This is a genomic window from Leptospira inadai serovar Lyme str. 10, assembly GCF_000243675.2.
GTDB classification, from domain to species: domain Bacteria; phylum Spirochaetota; class Leptospiria; order Leptospirales; family Leptospiraceae; genus Leptospira_B; species Leptospira_B inadai.
In genome coordinates, this window is the sequence record NZ_AHMM02000015.1 from 938,414 (window position 1) to 956,352 (window position 17,939).

The following is a 17,939-nucleotide window of genomic DNA, read 5'->3' on the forward strand; positions in this document are numbered from 1 at the left end:
AATGACCTCAACGCTGATCAAAGTCAAACAGGTACTCGTAATAGAAGATAATCCCGCCGATTCAAGATTGATCGGCCTCTATTTAGAAGAGGCGGGAGGTCATTCCCTTTGTACCTCCTATGCCAATACGGCCGCCGAAGGTCTCGAGATCCTTCGCTCCCGCCCGGGTGAGATCGAATGCATCGTTTTAGATCTTTCCTTACCGGATAGTTTCGGCTTAGACGGTTTCGATGCGATACGTTTGGAGTTTTCCGGAATACCGATCGTAATATGCTCCGGTTCGGAGGATGAGGGGCTCGCTAGCGAGGCTTTAAAGGCCGGCGCGCAAGATTACCTGATCAAAGGCAAGTTCGATTCGCACTTACTGAATCGGTCCATTTTATACGCTATGGAGCGTAACGATTTACTTTCTAAATTGAACGAGCAGGCTTCCATTATACGCGAAAGCGAGGAAAGATATCGGTTACTTTTCGAAAATAACCCTCTTGCCGTTTGGGTATACGACTATAAAACTCTGGAAGTCATCGACGCTAATCAGGAGGTGGAAAGGCTTTACGGTTACAGTTGGAAAGAAATTCAAAGATTAGCGATTTCCGACATTCGACTCGCTTCGGGGGCAAAGAAAGCCATGTCGGAACACGCTGCCTTGAAAAGCGGAAAGAACCCGCCTGTCACCACCGTCCACAGGCGACGTACGGGGGAATTTATCTTGGTCGAAGTGACTTCCTATAAATTCAAATTGCGGGGACGCGAAATAGTTTTGGCGATCGTAGTCGATATTACTAAATGGAAACAGGCCGAGGAATCGTTAAGAGAGTCTCTTCGAGACAAGGAGGTCCTACTGCAGGAAATACATCATAGAGTTAAGAATAATCTTCAGATCATGGCTAGTCTGTTGAATCTACAGTCGAATTACGCTAAAAACAAAGAGGTAATCCGGGAATTAAAAGATACGGAAAGTAGAATCTACTCGATGTCCCTGGTTCATAACGAGCTTTATAATTCTAAGAATCTCGCGGATGTAAAATTACGATCGTATATAGACAAACTTTTGGACAATCTTTGGAACGTGTACGGAGTAGGAGAGGAAATCGAAAGGCGGATAGAAGTAGGCGAATTGAGCTTGGAAGTGGACACCGCTATTCCTCTCGGCATGATCCTGAACGAGATCGCGACGAATTCATTAAAATACGCGTTCCAGAATCGAACGTTCGGTAAGTTCTTCATTTCTGCCGTCCAAGACGAAAAGACGATTCGAATGGAAATCGGAGACGATGGGGGAGGAATTCCGAATCTAGATGAAATCGAAAAAAAAGAAACATTGGGGCTGCAACTTGTCCGAATTTTATCCAAACAATTAAAAGGGGACTTGTCCGTAACGACGGATTCCAAAGGAACCCGTTTTGTTATTATTTTCCCGACTAATTGATTTTGATTGAAAAATGCGTATCATTTCCAAAAGGAAAAAATACGTTTCTTTCCTTCGGCGAGTCTATGCCGCTAATTTCTTAAATTCAACCATGCAAGCTTTGCAAGCATCGGCACAGGCCTTGCATTCTTCGTGATGATCGGCATGCTTATCGCATTGTTTCGCACAGGATTCGCAAACATTCAGGCAGATCGCCGCTATCTTTTTCGAAGAAGTCGAATTTAAGCTTCCGAGTTTTATGAAAGCATTACACAAAGCGACAGTCTCCTCGACGCTTTTTAAGCAGTCGGCTAGTTCCGATTTTCCGGAGGAGAGGGCTTCTATGCACATAGCGATGCAGAGTTCCCCGCGTACAACGCATTCTCCCGATGCCAGGATGGCGGAAGTAAGCAGAGTCGATTTTCCTTCGATTTTCTTCTTTACGTGTCCTTTTTTTTGCGAATGATCATGTTCTTGCGAAAGTACTTCGGAGAGACTTCCTAGTGTTAGGAGAGTAGCTCCGGCTGCACCGAAAAATTCTGTTCTTGTCAGTTTGGAATTCATGCTTTTTACCTTGGGAATACTATGATATCCGCCAAAAGCCCTAGCCAGAACTTTTCAACAGCCTGCTCGAAATTTCGAGCGGAACTATAGTTGAAAAAAGGAATTGATCGTCCAATACGTACGTTAATGCAGAATTTTCCGGCAAGTGATGAAAAAAATATCGCGAACTCTATGGCGGGAGGAATGGATCGAATTTTGATTTTAGACGATGCTCCGGAAAATTGCCTTTTGGTGGAGCGAATTTTAAGAAAGGCCGGATACGGAGATATAGTCGCCACTCAATCGCCGGCAACCGCGCTCGAATGGTTGGGACTCCAAGGCGATCCTAATAATAAACAAAAAATTTCCTTATTGCTATTGGATATCCTATTACCGGGAGGGCAAAACGGATTAGATTTGTTGCGACAGTTTGCAGGACGGGACGAACTCGCGGATCTTCCGGTTATCATCATAACCGCTATCCATGATACTCAGACATTAGAATCGGCCTTTGAAGCGGGAGCGGTCGATTATGTGACCAAGCCGTTCGATGCAACCGAGTTGCGAGCCCGCGTTCGCTCCGCATTGCGCCTAAGACACGAGATGGTCCAGCGTCGCCAGAGAGAAAAGGATCTGGAAGAGATCACGGACAAACTCTCGGAGGCGTACCAAACCTTACTACGAGTATCGAGAACGGACGGTTTATCGGGAATCTGGAATCGTCGATTCTTTGACGAGATTTTGGATGTGGAATGGAAACGAGCCAGTCGTTCGGGCAGACCGATTTCGTTATTGTTAATCGACATAGATTTTTTCAAAAAATTCAACGATACTTACGGACATCAAGCGGGGGATGAATGTATTCGAAAGGTTGCGACTGTGCTAAAGGAAACTGCCAGACGCGCAGGAGATTTTCCGTCAAGATACGGAGGGGAGGAATTTGCGGTTATTCTTCCGGAAACGGATTCGGATAGCGCGCTGATCGTTGCGGAAAATATCCGAACCAAAGTCATGGCATTGAATATTCCTCATCAAAGTTCCGTGGCGTCTCCGAATGTTTCGATCAGCATCGGAGTAGCGACTCAGAGATCCACGAAAACCAGCGGGAGCAAGGAAGAACTCGTCCAAAAAGCGGATCAGGCATTGTACAAATCTAAGGAGTCGGGTCGAAATCAGTCGACGGTTTATTCTTAATAATCCTTCGATTCGATCGATATTCATGCGATAACTATAATTTGAATGTCATTGACGTTGGTTCCTGTAGGCCGAGTAATGAACGCATTTCCGATCGCTTCTAACGCGGTCGCAGAATCATTATTTTCTAATGCAATTTCCGGATCGATTCCTGAGGATAGGAGATCCCCCCATGTCGAACCGTCTGCGAATCCTCCCGCATTTTTCGAATTCCCGTCTATCCCGTCCGTTCCGAAGGAGAGCAAAAGTAAATTGGATTCGCCTTTGATTTCTTTCGCGAAGGATAATACGAGTTCCTGATTTCTCCCGCCTCGTCCGTCCCCTTTTAGGGTAACGGTAGTCTCCCCTCCGCCTATCAGAACCAAGGGCCCTTGGGTTTTCTTCCGTTTCGCTAGGTTCGCTAAAATTATACCCGCTTCTTTTGCCTCGCCTATGATCGGGGCTTGGATTCTCTCCACGCGGAAACCCGATCGAATCGCGAAAGATTCGGCGGATTGAAGCGCTTGCTCAAGGCTACCGATTACGATCGTTTGATCTCTCGTATCCTTTTTCAAAGTCGGCGGGAATCCGTTTAAGAATAATTCGGAATCCGCGGACCAACCATAGCGATCGAGGATCCGCTCTATCTCGGACCGCAGAACCGGGTAGGGCAGTGCCGGTCCGGACGAGACCCAAAACGGATCCGGCTCCAACACATCGGACAGGATTAATTGAATCATCGCCGCCGGTTCGCAATGGTTTCGGAACCGACCGGCCTTTACTCCGGATAGAAGAGGGCGTAAGGAATTCACTTCCCGAATGGATGCGCCGGAAGAAAGAAATCTCTTATACCAATCGGTTAAGCGACTTTCGCTGACTCCGATGCGAGGAAATTCGAATAAGGACGAACCTCCGCCGGACAATAGAAAGAGAACCGTATCCGTTTCCGATAAGGAAGCGGTTCTTTCCCAAATGAGTCGACTGGCTTGAAAACTTTCCGATTCCGGAATCGGATGATTCCCGAGCAGAATTTCCTGATCTTTGGGAAGGTTCGACGGCAGATAGTTTGTCAGAACCATCGAAGTCTGAATCGAAGTTCCCCAAATATCTCCCGCTGCCTCGGTCATTTGCAAGGCAGCTTTGCCGACGGCGATGACTAGGCAAGATTCGGGTTGCTCGATTTTTCGCAATGCCTCCTGAACTTTCGCCATAGGCATCGCAGATTCGATGGCGGCTCTTGCGATTTTCTCGGCTAGTTCAGCAGAAGGTGTAAAATTCGTCATTTTTGTTTTGGAGCAATCCTGCCAATTACAGTAATTTTCGCCGGGTTCGATTCAAGTTCAAGCTAGTCGTGGAAACCCTTGGGTGTTCCAATGATCGATTCGCCAAACTACCACATTCTTTAATTTAAACCAAACAATCGGTTTATAAAAATTCGAAATTCAATAATTTTAGATGTCTATTGTAGATAATCCATTGACAAATCATCCATTTTATATATATGTCCTTCCTGGCCAACTCGACCGAATTATATAACTCGGACTTGAAAGTTTAGAATATTTTTTATACCGAACGTTCTGAATTTTATTTCGAGTAAAAACTGAGAGTTGCTTTGAAGAGAAACGGGTTTTCCACCTGAATGAGGGCCTTCCAAACAAATAGGGCCTAAGGGGAGAGAGCCTTTTATAGAATAGTGAATGAGAAGAGGTTTAAAATGGTTCGTGTAGCGAGGATTTGGGTTTTAGCGTTACTGGTCTTTTTTGCTTCGGGGGCCGTCTTGGCTTCCGGAGGCGGTTCTTCCAGCAAGCCATTAAGCGGATCTTATCCGATTGTTTTGGCTCACGGTATTTTCGGATGGGGACAGAATTCCGGTATTATCGATTATTGGGGTGGCAACGCTGCTTATCTTCAATCTCAGGGTGCTACGGTCATAACTCCTACCGTAACTGCGATGGATTCTTCCGCAAATCGCGCTGCTCTTTTGAAGACTGCGATTCTCACTGCACTTGCTGCGAATAATTATTCCGGAAAAATTAACGTGATCGGACATTCCCAAGGCGGACTAGATGCTCGGTATATGGTCTCGAATTTGGGAATGTCGAATAGAGTCGCCACTTTGACTACCTTGAATACTCCGCATTACGGTAGCCCCGTTGCAAACGTGGTAGCAAACGTGATTCCGAGTTGGGCACTTCCCTACGTTGCCGCCGTTTTGAATGCGATTGTAGGAGTGGTTTACGGCGAATCGAATGAAAACGCGATTGCCGGATTGAAATTATTGACCACGGATGGTCTGGCCGCATTCAATAATGTCACGCCGAACGCATCCGGGGTTAAATATTTTTCATACGGTTCGATTATTACGGTTCCGGACTTGATTCAGCATCCTGCGATGGGATTGACCTTTCCGATCTGTGCAATCGGGGCTCCTTTTTACGGGATGAGCATTGCAAACGACGGAGTAGTTCCTTCCTCTTCTCAATCTTGGGGAACTTGGATGGGCGGTCCTTCCTATGGAATTTTAACGACCGGAGTGGATCATTTGGAGGCAACGAATGCTCTCTATACCGGACAAAGTTGGTATGACACCAACGGTTATTTCTTAACGATGGCGTCTAACGCACAAAGTCGCCAATAGACAGAGGACAGAGGACAGAGGACAGAGGACAGAGGACAGAGGACAGAGGACAGAGGACAGAGGACAGAGGACAGAGGACAGAGGACAGAGGACAGAGGACAGACAATTATTCCTATTACCCTGACAACAATTTTTTTAAAAACGAATTATGTTGGGGCGAGGCATCAGCGGATTTTCCTCTGACTATACGGCCTTTCCAACATCGAGCAGCTACTGTCTAGCGTGAGCAAAGCGAGCGCGTCTGTCTTGCAGAGGACAGAAGACAGAGGACTGAGGACAGAACATTGATGAGCCGAGTTTCCATGCTCTATGGAAAGATTCCTGCATTACAGTAAATATCTCCTCTACTTCTATAACCTTCACAACATCGAGCAGCTACTGTCATCTGTCTTCCGTCCTCTGTCCTCTGAAAGCGGCAACGATGTGTAGGGTGCGAAGCAGTCTCAGCATTTGCGGATAACGGTTTATGTTAAGAGAAAAGAGTCGCTGAGACCGGAGCGAAAGCGAAGCCCGGAGCAGCGTGACCCGGAACGAAGTGAAGGGGGCCGCCCGCGTATTTCTTCCTCGGTTTTTGTAGCGAAGCGGCCCAGTCGGCAGCAGATTTCGTCTTCCGAAAGCGATTTTGGGTGAAAAATATGCAATTTTCCGGCTAAAATTGCAGGAAATCCAGGTTTTTTTCCAAAGAAAATGAAATTTGTTTGCGCCGCACCAAGTCTTATTTGTTAGTAAAAGGTAAGGGACGTAATGCTCGTGGAAATTCCCGTATTTGACAAGATAGTACAAGAATTCAAAGACAGGTTCTTCCAAACGGTTCGAGTGCCGGTAGAAGTACATTCCGAATCCGGGAATTTTCCGGCAACCTGGGAAGGTATAGAAGGCACTTCTCTTAGTCTTACTCTTGATCGTTTCCATCCCGAACCGGATGGCCAAACTGCAACGATTGAGCTAAGGGTCCCGTTTTGGAAAGAACCGGTTTTATTCTCCGGAAAACTATTACAGAAAAGAGTCGTTCGCTCGAAGTCTTCGGAAAGGATTACCGATACGGTCTTGATCTTCGAATCCGAGCTGACCGAATTTCTTAAAAAGAATCTTCCTAAATTCGATCTGAAGCCAAAACAAAAATAAGTCCGAGCTCGGACCTATTTTTGTACGGCTTAGAGTCAGAGAGAGATCTCTAGAATCAGGGCGGCGTGATCGGAAAGAATCGGATCTTTGCGGATCTCTAGGCGTTTCAATTTCTTCTTTAGTTCTTCCGGAACGAAAAAATAATCGATTCTCCATCCTTTATTATTGCCTCGAGCGCCTGCCCGGAAGGTCCACCAAGAGTATTCCTGCTTTTCTGGGTATAATTCCCGAAAACTATCGATCCAGCCGCTTTTTAGGAATTCGGTTAGCCAGGCTCTTTCTTCCGGAAGAAACCCGCTATTTTTGGCATTTCCTTTCGGATCATGGATGTCTTTCTCCGTATGCGCTATGTTGACATCACCGCAAAGAATGAGATTCGGGTGCTTCTTCCTAAGTTTTTTGGAAAGTTTTAGGAATTCATCCAGAAATCGCATTTTTGCCGCTTGTCTAATATCGCCTGTCGTTCCGGAAGGGAAGTAGACGGTCCAGATCGCAAAATCACCGTAATCCGCTAAAACGCTTCTGCCTTCCTTATCGAATTCTTCCACGCCGATTCCGTAGGTAATCTTCTTAGGTTCCTTTTTGGCCCAGAGACTTACACCCGAATATCCCTTCTTTTCTGCGGAGTGAAAATAGGCTTTGTACCCGAGTTTTTCCCATATTTCGGCCGAAAGCTGGTCGGATTGTGCCTTCGTTTCCTGAAAGCAAACGAAGTCCGGACGTTCCGAACTCAATAAATCTCCTAACCCTTTGGTCCAGGCGGAGCGGATACCGTTACAGTTTAAGCAGATAAGTTTCATGTTCCTCGCTCGGGTAGCCCAGGATTTTCGGGATGCGAACTCGAGGCAAAGAAAAAAACTGGTCGGTATGGGCATCCGAATCCGAGAAGTTGACGGAAGCTTCTCCTTAAAGTCTATCCTGGAGCGTGCGAAGCAAGACCTGGGCGAAACTATGCCCTTGGTCATCCCGATTTTGGAAGCGGTCTCGGATAAGGGTGATTTAGCTCTTCGCGAGCTGACGCACAAATTCGATAAATTAGACCTAGATACTTTCTACCATCCTGTTGGCGAATGGAAAGGTTCCATTCCTTCCGACTTACAAGCGGCTCTAGAAAAGGCGAAGGAGAATATAGAGACCTTCCATAAGGCTCAACTTCCAACTTCCTTGGATACGATGGTTTCCGGGAATAGATTAGGAATTCGTTATACTCCCATCGAATCCGTATCCGTTTACGCGCCCGGCGGGAAAGCTCTCTATCCTTCCACCATTTTGATGGGAGTTTTACCTGCTAAGATAGCGGGAGTTCCCCATATTCAAATCGTGACTCCGCCTCAGGATGGCGGTATTCCGGAGGGCTTATATGCGGCGGCAAAGATTGCGGGAGCGGATTCGATCATCACCGCAGGTGGAGCGCAAGGAATCGCTGCGGTTGCATACGGAACAAAAAGTATTCCTCGTTCGGAATTCGTCATCGGGCCCGGCAATAAATTCGTTACCGCGGCTAAGATCATTCTTAGCGGGCAGGGTAGAATCGGAATCGATAGTCCGGCAGGACCCAGCGAAGTATTGATTATTGCGGACGATTCCGCCGATCCGAACTGGGTTGCGGCGGATCTTTTATCCCAGGCCGAACATGGGGAAGATTCGGCTGCGATATTATGTACGGATTCGATGGAGTTTGCTAAGAAGGTTTCGGCGGAAATAGATAAAGCTTTATTAGAAAGACCTAAACGAAGGGAAATGAAAACGGCATCGATTCAAAACGAAAGTTGGATACTAGTCTTTTCGAATTTGAAATCCTGCGTCGATTTTTCCAACGAATATGCCCCCGAGCATTTGGAGATTCAGACTAGAAATTATCTGGAATTATTCGAAGGGATTCGACATGCCGGTTCGGTGTTTTTAGGACCGTATTCTCCGGTGGCGATGGGCGATTATATCAGCGGAACGAATCATATTTTACCGACGGCCGGTGGCAGCCGAATTTTCTCCTCTCTCGGAGTGATGACTTTCTTAAAGAGAATCACGTTCCAGGAAATAAACCGAGTTTCGTTGGCCGAATTGTATCCGTACGTGAAAGTTCTATCCGAATTCGAAGGATTGGACGAAGAGCACGGAAATTCGGTTAAAATCAGACTTCCGGAATAAGAGTCGAACATGATCGTATTAAAAAATCCGAATGAAGTCAGGAAAACGGTTAGAGATTGGAAATCGAAAGGTTTGAGCGTGGGCTTTGCCCCGACAATGGGGTTTCTACACGAGGGGCACGCCGCATTATTCGAACGCTCGGTCTCCGGGAACGATAAAACGATCGTTTCCATTTTCGTAAATCCCGCGCAATTTAACGATCCGGAAGACTTTGCCAAATATCCGGTGAGCACCGACAACGATTTGGAATTATGCGAAAAATCCGGCGTCGATCTGGTATATCTGCCCGATTCGGATACGGTATATCCCGGAGGAGTTCCCGATATCGAATTACGAGTACCCGGTTTGATGAAGAATTTGGATGCGGCTACTCGTCCGGGTCATTTTGAAGGAGTTTTACTCGTACTCTCCCGGTTTTTTCATACTGTCGAAGCGGATCGTTCCTACTTCGGCAAAAAGGATTATCAACAATATCTGATCGTGAAGGAATTCACTAAGATGCTCGGATTCTCCATGGAAATCATAGGGGTCGACACGATTCGAAATGTAAAGGGACTCGCACTTAGCTCGCGAAATGCACGACTATCGGATTCCGATAAGGATGAGGCACTCCTTATTTCTAGAGCTTTGAAACTCGCGGAAAATCTGATTTTAAACGGCGAAAAGGATCCGGCAGAGATTAAGACCGTGATGCAGGACGTTTTAGATTCTTCCGCCAGCATTCGAACGGATTATTTGGAAGTTTTGGATGCGAATACTTTGGCGGAGATTCCTCTATTGAAAGGGGAGGTCCTGCTTGCGATTGCTGCCTTCCTCGGTCCAGTTCGCTTAATCGACAATATTACGGTTCAGGTCTCGTAAAATCCTAGTTATGCCTAAAGTCGAAACATCCTTAGTGGATTGGAAACAACCGCTTTCACAATTGATTCAGAAGTCTTGGAAGAATCTTTCAAAAATAAGCTCGGTTCCTTCCTCTTTACATTCTCTTTTAGCAAGTATCATTGCGGATCTAAGCAAGGATTCGGTGATCGTCGTCGTCGCTACGAATACCGAAGCGGAGTTTCTTCATAGAGAATCGTTAAGCTTCGTAAAGGAAGGTAGATCCTATTATTTTCCAGGTCAGGAAGTTCTCCCTTACGAATACATGCGTTATCCTCAGGAAATGAAACGGGAACGAATCAAGGCATTGGCACAAATTCTCTCCGGGGAAAAAGTTCTGATCTTCACCTCCGTTGCCGGATTCTTGAAGACCCTTCCCGCGCCTTCCGCACTTAAGGGTAGAACGATTCGTTTGGAAGTCGGGCAGGAACTGGAATTGAATTCTCTTTTGAAAGATTTATCGCAATTAGGTTATAGTCGAAAAGACGTCTGTGAAGCTTTCGGTGAATTCAGCCTCAAGGGCGGGATCCTGGACGTTTTTTCTTCCTTTTCCAGGGAACCGATTCGAATCGACTTTTTCGGAGACGAATTGGAATCCATTCGTACCTTCGATCCTGAAACCCAGCGGTCCCTAGTTTCATTGGAGGAAGCCTACATCCCTCCCGCCGATGAATATATTTTATCGGAAGAGCAAAAGGTCGCTTATCGTAGAGTAATATCCGAAGCCGATTCTTCCTTACATCTGCCCGAGATTCCGGACGATTCCGGAGGAACTTATTTCGAAGAGCTAGTTCCGCTAGTAAGGGAAAACGTGGGATTTCTTTCCTACTTTTCCAAACCGCCGATTTTGATTTTTCCCGCTGCAAACGATTCAAAGGAACGTTTGGCGCAACTGAAACGCGAATACGAATCCTTGTTTGAAAAACGAAATAAGGAAGTAATCTGCGCCCCTCCGTCAGCCCTGCTTTCCGTAGGAAAAGAACAGGAGTCGGTGGAGAAAGCTGTCGGCATTTCCTTTTCTCAACTTCCTCCCTCCAAGCCTGGCGATCCGGTTTGTCCGTTAAACGAAGCTCCTGCATTTAAGGGAAAGATTCGGGAAGTCCGCGAGAAAATCGTCCAACTTCGGCAAGAAGGGGGCTGGAAGATCGTGCTTACCTCTTCCTTCGAGGCGCAAACGAAGCGTCTCCAAGGCTTATTCGAATCGGAAGGAATCGAACTTTTAAATTCGGAATCCACCGAACCGAAGGAAATCCTGTTCGCAAAGAATGACAGGGCCGACGTATTTCTGGTCGTTTCGGAACTTAGAAACGGATTCGTATGGGACGAAGAGAAAATTCTGCTTTTATCCGAAAACGACGTATTCGGAAGGGAATACAAGCGGAAGACGCGATTTAAAAAACAGAACAGTAAGGCCATTCAAAGTTTTCTAGATTTAAAGGAGGGAGATTTCATCGTTCACGTTAACCACGGTGTGGGTCGCTTCTTAAAAATAGAACGTGTGAATGCAGGCGGAAAAGAAAGGGATTTCTTGAAGCTGGAATACCAAGGAGGGGACACTCTCTTCGTGCCGTTGGACCAGATCTCGTTGGTGCAACGCTTCGTGGGCGGTACCGAGAAGCCCAGACTCGATAGTTTGGGGAAAAGCACTTGGAAGAAGACCAAGGATCGGGTTCAAAAAGCCGTCGAAGGTCTTGCCGAAGATTTGGTAAGAATGTATTCGAATCGTATCAAGTTGCAGGGGTACTCTTTCCCGCCGGACACCGTATACCAAGAGGAATTCGAAGCCGAATTCGAATACGAGGAAACGCCGGATCAAATCGACGCGATCGAAGCGGTCAAAAAGGATCTAGAGTCGCCTAGGCCTATGGATCGCCTCATTTGCGGAGACGTGGGTTACGGAAAAACGGAAGTCGCGATTCGAGCGGCTTTTAAGGTCGCTATGGCGGGGAAGCAGATTTTAATGCTCGCACCCACCACGATTTTAGCTTTACAACATTATAATACGATTAAAAAGAGATTCGAAAATTACCCAATTACGGTCGAACTGATATCCAGGTTGCGAACAGCCGCCGAAACCCGCGACGTATTAAAAAGATTTTCTACGGGAAAAGTCGACATGATCGTAGGGACGCATGCGATTCTCGCGAATTCCGTTCACCCTAAAAATCTAGGACTTTTGATCATCGACGAAGAGCAAAGATTCGGAGTGAATCATAAGGAATCCATTAAGAAGCTGAAAAACTTGGTGGATGTACTTACTTTGACCGCGACGCCGATCCCGAGAACTTTGCATATGGCTTTAACGGGAATTCGGGAACTTTCCATCATCGCGACTCCGCCCAAGAATCGACAAAGCGTGGAAACGTACGTTTTGGAGGAGGACGAGGATTTATTACGCGAAGCGATTCGTAAGGAATTAGCGAGGGGAGGTCAGGTTTTTTATCTGTACAATCGCGTGGAGTCGATCGAGAGGGAAACGAAACATTTAAACGAAATCGTTCCGGAAGCTTCCATCGGAGTTCTGCACGGTCAGATGACCGAAGATGAAATCGAAGAAACCTTGGTGGATTTTTACGCTAAGAAGTATGACATTCTGGTTACCACTACGATCATCGAATCCGGTATAGATATTCCGAACGTAAATACTCTCATCGTAAAGAGGGCGGATTTATTCGGCCTTTCCCAATTATATCAAATTCGCGGAAGAGTCGGACGAAGCGATCGGAAAGCGTACGCTTACCTTTTACTCCCCAGGGATCGCGTAGTAACGGAAGACGCCGAAAAAAGACTGAATACGATTTACGAATACCAGGAACTCGGCTCCGGTTTTAAGGTTGCAATGAGGGATTTGGAAATTCGGGGAGCGGGAAATCTTCTCGGAAAAGAGCAATCGGGCGACATTATGGAAGTCGGATTCGATTTATACGTTCGCATGTTGGAAGAGGCGATCGCTAGGATCAAAGGAGAGGAGATCCCTATCGAAGTTCGGACCTCGATCAATTTAGAAACCGATTTTTACATTCCTGAAACATATATTCCGGATACTCGGCAGAAAATCGAATTTTATAAGAGATTCGAAGGCGCTCGAGATCTGGACGAGATCGAAGAAATTACGAACGAAATGGTGGATCGATTCGGGGAACCTCCCGAAGAAGCCAAGACTTTCCTTCTTTTAGAGAAGATTCGGACTCTCGCCTCCGCTATCGGTTTCGAAACGGTCGCCGAAGTGGGTGAAGAAATTCGCATGAAATCCGGGGCACATTTCCGCGGTAGTTATGAGAAGATCGTAACTTTAATTTCCGCGAAGATGGGTTTAACGATGAACCCTAGAGAGCCGAATGTTTTACTTTTTCGTCCTGGCAAGGCGAATCAAAAGGAAAAGCTATCTACTCTAGTCTATCTACTTACGGAGATGCAACCAGGTAAAAAGTAATGGACGGGGAGATGCTGATCACTAATTTTTGCTTAGGAAATTCCATCGATGAAACGGACACTATCTTCCATTAGCCTACTCTTTATTTTAACCTTGATCCCCGGTTGTGGGGACGGAACCCAAGTAATCGAGTCCATAGACGGGACCAAGATCACTGTCGGCGGTTTTGAAAGCGCTTACGAAACCGCTATCGATACTCTGAGTCGTACTCAGAACATTGAAAAAAAGAATATTATCGACTTTATTACGAAAGATGCGGCCGAAGTTCCCGAACAAATGCGTCCGTTACGCGACGAGTTCCAGAAGAAAACGTTTTTTGAACGTTATCGCCAGATGCTTATGATCAAACTAGTCGCCGATAAAAGCGGCTTTACTAAGCGAGCCGATATTAAGGAAATTCTAAAGTTCCAAGAGATGCAATTAATCTCCAACTTGTACATCGCAGAACAGGTCGAATCCAAGATAAAAATATCGGAAGAGGAAGCTCAGACCGAATGCGCAGAGTTACGTAAGCGCAATGCGGAAGTGAACAGCCTTCCGATCGATCGCTGTCTCCTTTTAGCCAGAGCGCAAATTAAGAGTCGCCGTTCCATGGAAGTATATCCTAAAGTTTTGGAAAGAGTGAAGGAAGGAGTTACGATCAAACATAACGAAAAGTTTGATTTGGAAAACTACTTAAGCAAAAATATCGTATTCCCGGAAGCAGCTAAAACGGAGAATAAAGAGTCCTCCGAGGCTAAGTAATTTTCCGGGGTGTTTTGACACGCGGTAAAATTTGGAATCTTTCCTCAACGCATTCGTCCGTAGCGTAATCGAAGCCGTTACGGAGTTCCTGCCGGTATCCTCCACAGGGCACTTATTCCTTTTCTCCTCCTTCTTTCCGTTTTCGGAAGGGGGAGAATTCGACGATCTGTTCGATATCTTTATTCAGAGCGGAGCCATTTTATCCGTAATCGTGCTCTATCATGATCGTTTTCTCCGACACGGACGACTAAGCCTTAACTATCTACTCGGTAAGGAGAAAAATCCGGAAGGGATTCTCTTTGTAAGTCAAATTCTCGTAGGTTGTATTCCGATCCTAGTCGCAGGATTTCTTTTTAAGGGAAAATTGGACGTAATTAAAGCGAGATCCGATCTCCTGCTGATCCTAGGATCCGCCTGGGTTTCAGGAGGCATCTTGATTTTGCTTTCCGAGATTTGGTTCCGTAAAAGTTCTCAAATTCATAACCCGGAGCCGGTTCGTCTAAAAGACGCCATTTTGATTGGTATTTTTCAATGTGCCGCTTTGATACCCGGAGTTTCACGTTCGGCAGCTACGATCGTAACCGCTAGGTTTTTAAAGAAAGATGCCCGACATGCGGCCGAATTTTCGTTTTTCTTAGCGGTCCCGGTTCTAATCAGCGCCGGCGCATACAAGCTTTACAAGTATCGCCATATTCTGAACGGAGATACGTTGCCCATTCTTGCTTTCGGATTTTTAGCTTCTTTTCTACTTTGCATATTGGTCATTCGGTGGTTTTTAAAATATTTACAATCCCATTCCTTTGATGCCTTCGGGATTTACCGGATTATTCTGGGTTTGGCAGTTCTCATATTCTATAAATTAAATTGATGCAGGCCTGGCCGGACCGTAGATTGTGGCCTTGATTGGAATGCGTCTCTGGATCCGCACCTTTGTTCTGCTGCTTTTTCTACCCATGGTTACCTGGGCCCAGGGAGTGGACACGTCGCGCCTTCCTCAGACGTCCGATTCCACCGCATCAGGAGAAGATGACTCCTCCAAATCGGTAATTAAGACTCGTAATAAGCTTTTATCCAAATCGATCGAGTCCTTAACCGAGCGGGAAGTCGACGAACAATTGGAGAATCTGGGGTTATCGCGGGAAGGTTCCATCTATACGAAACGACAGCGGCTCAAGGCTTCTCTGGAAGAGAAGGATATGTCGGCGCCGGAGAATCTACAGATTCCGCAGGGTCCTAAGAAAGAGCCTCCAATGGTGATTGAGAACGCGGCCGAAGGCGAATTGCTCAGGGTCGATAAAACGAAGAACGGAGTTCTGGTTTTGAGAGGACGGGTTCGAATTAAACTTCGTAGCGGTCATCTCGAGGCGGAAACTATTTCGGTGGATTCCGATCGTCAGGAGATATATGCGGAAGGCGGAATTCGATACGATGATGGTCGGGCTAAAGTCGAGGGCGATAAGTTTATCTACGATTATAAGCTGGATAAGGGTGTCGTCTATAGAACCAAAGGGACTCTCGCACCCGCATACTTCTTCGGCGAAAAATTCAAGAAGTTAGACGACAAGCGATACATGCTGGAGATGGGGTACTTCACCGCCTGCAATGCGGAGAAGCCCCATTATTCTTTCGAAGTCAACAAAGTCGTTATTTACGAAGATAGAACCGCCTTCTCGACGAACGTCAAACTTAAGATAGGCGGCACGACCGTTTTTTGGCTTCCGGCTTTCTACACGAATAATCTAGGCAACGGCTGGATAACGCAAATGGGAAAGAATAATACCCAGGGCCTGTTCATGCAGAACTCCTACCAATGGTCCGCGATACCCACCTGGGTTCTGGCACCCATGGGTTATAAACTTCGGGCGGATTTTTACGAAAAGACCGGGCAAGCGGCTCAATTGGAGATGTGGAAGCAGAGCGGCGCGCTTAACTATTTGATAGACGTCGGTTATGCGAACCACAAAGACTATCAAATCACTGCGGGATTTCAGGATCGTTTTAATATAAGTACGACTGCCGTTACGAACGAGGTGGATAGGGGAACGAACTGGGCAGGATATCCCGACGTAGGAAAGAAAAGCGAACCTTGGCTGAAAGGTAGAGTTTTTCTGAATTCGAAGATGAATAATACGGAGAAGGACGTGACAAGAAATTTCTCCATTCAATATGAGAATTTTACGAATCGCTTATTCGAATACGAATATGGAAACCGCTATCAGCCTAGCAATAGTTTACAATCCTTATATACGTATCGCGACGTCCGCTTCGGATATGTTCGAAACAACCTGGAATGGAAGGCCGATTACACCGAAAATCGCGGGGACTTGTCCGTTAACGTGAATATGAAGAGGAATATGCTCTTCTATAACCTGGCTCCCCAAACTAAATCCGCATACTTTCCGACTGTGGACGTCCTACCTTCGGTTACGATTAAGAATAATTCGGAGGTAGGAAGACTTCCTTATTTCGAGACGCCCGTTTATTGGGATACGTATTTAACGAGCACCTTACTTCGCTTTTACGGCGCTCCGGTTCGGCAAAATCTGAAGATCCCGACTCCCGATGGAAATTATCAGGACCCTAACGGAGACTATAAGGAGAATCTTTTAAGGACCCAAACTTTCATTCAGGGAGAAACCGGTTTTCGAACTTCGATGAATTTCGGAAGTTACGTTTCTTTGGCGCCGAACGTTTATTACGGAGCAAAGAAACAATCCGCTGCCTTACCCTCGAATAGTCAAACTTCTCAAACGACATTCACCGCATTGGAGAGAAGTTTAGCGCGGGATAGCTACCAGTACATTCGAACGAACACGAATTTACGTATAGGCGCTCCCGTATTCTTCTTCAATACGACTTATCGTAAATTGGAAGCGGAAAAGCCGGATTTGCAGGATCCGGTATTGATGAAGAATCGCCAGCACGAACTAGAACTTTCGTTGGAAAGCTATGCATTGGAAAATTTCGAAATCTCTTTGAAAACCGTACGGGATCTTCGTAATTTTTCCTCCAGCTATCAACCCCAACCGACTAGCCAGGAAAGATGGTATTATACGGTATTCCGTTTTGCCGGGTATTTCGATTTCTTAGAAGGGGTCAGTCGCCGCAAACGGAGTTTGTTGGAGAGAAAAAGGAGTTTTTACACTGGACTTTTCTTCAATAATGACTTCGTTTATCATACACCGTTGCACAGGCCCCTTTCGAATAACCTGACTGTTTCCTATAAATTAGGCGGATTTCGTCTTCCGTTTTTGCGCTATATCCGGGAATTTGAAGCCGGGGGCACCTGGTACCATGTATATTATGCGGAGATGATCGACAGCTATCGATTCTTTATTAAGGCTAATATAGACATCACCAGGGAATTGGGGTTCGAGGCCGAGTTGGATTCCCGGGTAACTGAACCTTGGAGATATACGAATCAAACCGATAACTACTATTACCAGCGGTACATAGTCAGCCAGGATCCTACGGCTCCCTTTACCTCGATGAACATGAATTCCACGAGTATCGGTCAGGATTTGGTTAACGGCACGGGAATTAACGGAACCCAAGCCCAAAAAAATACCGCTCTGAATATAAATCGAGTAATGGGAGTCTTGAAATATAATTTGCATACGATGAATTTCAAACTCGGGCTGAGCAGTGATTTGCGTTCGGTTCCGGGAGGAACCAACGCCGCCAGCCAGGTCACTTTCTATGATCAGTCCATTTTCTTTTCCATTTCCTTGACGGATCTAACGATCGGTACGGAGGACACCTCGCAATTGACGAGAATGCGGATTTACAGGTTCAGAAAACGGCCATTGAGAGCCGGTTATTTGGACGGGGTCGATTCGGAGTAAAAT

Annotated in this window: 13 protein-coding genes; 10 read left to right on the plus strand and 3 right to left on the minus strand. The window is 46.2% G+C overall.

Going from position 1 to position 17,939, the window contains the following annotated elements; all coding sequences use genetic code 11:
- Position 1: 1 nt before the first annotated feature.
- Positions 2–1,429 (plus strand): sensor histidine kinase, encoded by a 1,428-nt coding sequence (locus tag LEP1GSC047_RS08010; protein WP_020988383.1) that lies wholly within the window; start codon positions 2–4, stop codon positions 1,427–1,429.
- Between the two features lie 63 nt (positions 1,430–1,492).
- Here the strand turns inward: LEP1GSC047_RS08010 and LEP1GSC047_RS08015 are convergent, their stop codons facing one another.
- The gene (locus tag LEP1GSC047_RS08015; protein ID WP_010410640.1) at positions 1,493–1,972 is read right to left on the minus strand and encodes a four-helix bundle copper-binding protein; all 480 of its coding nucleotides are present in this window, start codon (positions 1,970–1,972) and stop codon (positions 1,493–1,495) included.
- Positions 1,973–2,155: 183 nt separating this feature from the next.
- On the opposite strand from LEP1GSC047_RS08015, the gene LEP1GSC047_RS08020 reads away from it, so the two are divergent.
- A complete protein-coding gene (locus LEP1GSC047_RS08020; RefSeq protein ID WP_039934437.1) occupies positions 2,156–3,145 on the plus strand; it encodes a diguanylate cyclase in 990 nt (329 codons plus the stop codon).
- 23 nt (positions 3,146–3,168) lie between these two features.
- Here the strand turns inward: LEP1GSC047_RS08020 and LEP1GSC047_RS08025 are convergent, their stop codons facing one another.
- A complete protein-coding gene (locus LEP1GSC047_RS08025; RefSeq protein ID WP_010410635.1) occupies positions 3,169–4,407 on the minus strand; it encodes a glycerate kinase type-2 family protein in 1,239 nt (412 codons plus the stop codon).
- A gap of 431 nt (positions 4,408–4,838) precedes the next feature.
- On the opposite strand from LEP1GSC047_RS08025, the gene LEP1GSC047_RS08030 reads away from it, so the two are divergent.
- A complete protein-coding gene (locus LEP1GSC047_RS08030) occupies positions 4,839–5,762 on the plus strand; it encodes a lipase family alpha/beta hydrolase (RefSeq protein WP_010410632.1) in 924 nt (307 codons plus the stop codon).
- Positions 5,763–6,506: 744 nt separating this feature from the next.
- Positions 6,507–6,887, plus strand: coding sequence for a hypothetical protein (locus LEP1GSC047_RS08035; RefSeq protein ID WP_010410629.1), 381 nt, complete (start codon positions 6,507–6,509; stop codon positions 6,885–6,887).
- 35 nt (positions 6,888–6,922) lie between these two features.
- On the opposite strand, the gene LEP1GSC047_RS08040 is transcribed toward LEP1GSC047_RS08035, so the two are convergent.
- On the minus strand, positions 6,923–7,687 hold the full coding sequence (locus LEP1GSC047_RS08040; RefSeq protein ID WP_010410626.1) for an exodeoxyribonuclease III: 765 nt from the start codon (positions 7,685–7,687) through the stop codon (positions 6,923–6,925).
- Positions 7,688–7,754: 67 nt separating this feature from the next.
- Between LEP1GSC047_RS08040 and hisD the strand changes: the two genes are divergently transcribed.
- From hisD to LEP1GSC047_RS08070, 6 genes are read left to right on the plus strand one after another with little or no spacing between them, the layout of a single operon-like run.
- Entirely contained in the window at positions 7,755–9,035 is a 1,281-nt protein-coding gene (gene hisD / locus LEP1GSC047_RS08045) for a histidinol dehydrogenase (RefSeq protein WP_039934439.1), read from the plus strand.
- 9 nt (positions 9,036–9,044) lie between these two features.
- Positions 9,045–9,896 carry a pantoate--beta-alanine ligase gene (gene panC / locus LEP1GSC047_RS08050; RefSeq protein WP_010410620.1) on the plus strand — a complete coding sequence of 284 codons (852 nt, stop codon included), beginning with the start codon at positions 9,045–9,047 and terminating at the stop codon, positions 9,894–9,896.
- Between the two features lie 10 nt (positions 9,897–9,906).
- A complete protein-coding gene (gene mfd / locus LEP1GSC047_RS08055) occupies positions 9,907–13,347 on the plus strand; it encodes a transcription-repair coupling factor (protein ID WP_010410616.1) in 3,441 nt (1,146 codons plus the stop codon).
- Positions 13,348–13,395: 48 nt separating this feature from the next.
- Positions 13,396–14,091 (plus strand): lipoprotein LipL31, encoded by a 696-nt coding sequence (locus LEP1GSC047_RS08060; RefSeq protein ID WP_010410614.1) that lies wholly within the window; start codon positions 13,396–13,398, stop codon positions 14,089–14,091.
- Positions 14,092–14,122: 31 nt separating this feature from the next.
- Positions 14,123–14,959 (plus strand): undecaprenyl-diphosphate phosphatase, encoded by an 837-nt coding sequence (locus LEP1GSC047_RS08065; RefSeq protein ID WP_010410612.1) that lies wholly within the window; start codon positions 14,123–14,125, stop codon positions 14,957–14,959.
- 34 nt (positions 14,960–14,993) lie between these two features.
- Positions 14,994–17,936: an LPS-assembly protein LptD gene (locus tag LEP1GSC047_RS08070; protein WP_039934440.1), complete on the plus strand. Its 2,943-nt coding sequence runs from the start codon at positions 14,994–14,996 to the stop codon at positions 17,934–17,936.
- Positions 17,937–17,939 lie beyond the last annotated feature (3 nt).

Bases quoted from the DNA above. Each gene is read 5' to 3' on its own strand.
- panC (WP_010410620.1), top strand. From the start codon at position 9,045: ATGATCGTATTAAAAAATCCGAATGAAGTCAGGAAAACGGTTAGAGAT.
- LEP1GSC047_RS08060 (WP_010410614.1), top strand. From the start codon at position 13,396: ATGAAACGGACACTATCTTCCATTAGCCTACTCTTTATTTTAACCTTG.
- LEP1GSC047_RS08025 (WP_010410635.1), bottom strand. From the start codon at position 4,407: ATGACGAATTTTACACCTTCTGCTGAACTAGCCGAGAAAATCGCAAGA.
- LEP1GSC047_RS08015 (WP_010410640.1), bottom strand. From the start codon at position 1,972: ATGAATTCCAAACTGACAAGAACAGAATTTTTCGGTGCAGCCGGAGCT.
- LEP1GSC047_RS08030 (WP_010410632.1), top strand. From the start codon at position 4,839: ATGGTTCGTGTAGCGAGGATTTGGGTTTTAGCGTTACTGGTCTTTTTT.
- LEP1GSC047_RS08035 (WP_010410629.1), top strand. From the start codon at position 6,507: ATGCTCGTGGAAATTCCCGTATTTGACAAGATAGTACAAGAATTCAAA.
- LEP1GSC047_RS08010 (WP_020988383.1), top strand. From the start codon at position 2: ATGACCTCAACGCTGATCAAAGTCAAACAGGTACTCGTAATAGAAGAT.
- LEP1GSC047_RS08020 (WP_039934437.1), top strand. From the start codon at position 2,156: ATGGATCGAATTTTGATTTTAGACGATGCTCCGGAAAATTGCCTTTTG.
- LEP1GSC047_RS08040 (WP_010410626.1), bottom strand. From the start codon at position 7,687: ATGAAACTTATCTGCTTAAACTGTAACGGTATCCGCTCCGCCTGGACC.
- mfd (WP_010410616.1), top strand. From the start codon at position 9,907: ATGCCTAAAGTCGAAACATCCTTAGTGGATTGGAAACAACCGCTTTCA.
- hisD (WP_039934439.1), top strand. From the start codon at position 7,755: ATGGGCATCCGAATCCGAGAAGTTGACGGAAGCTTCTCCTTAAAGTCT.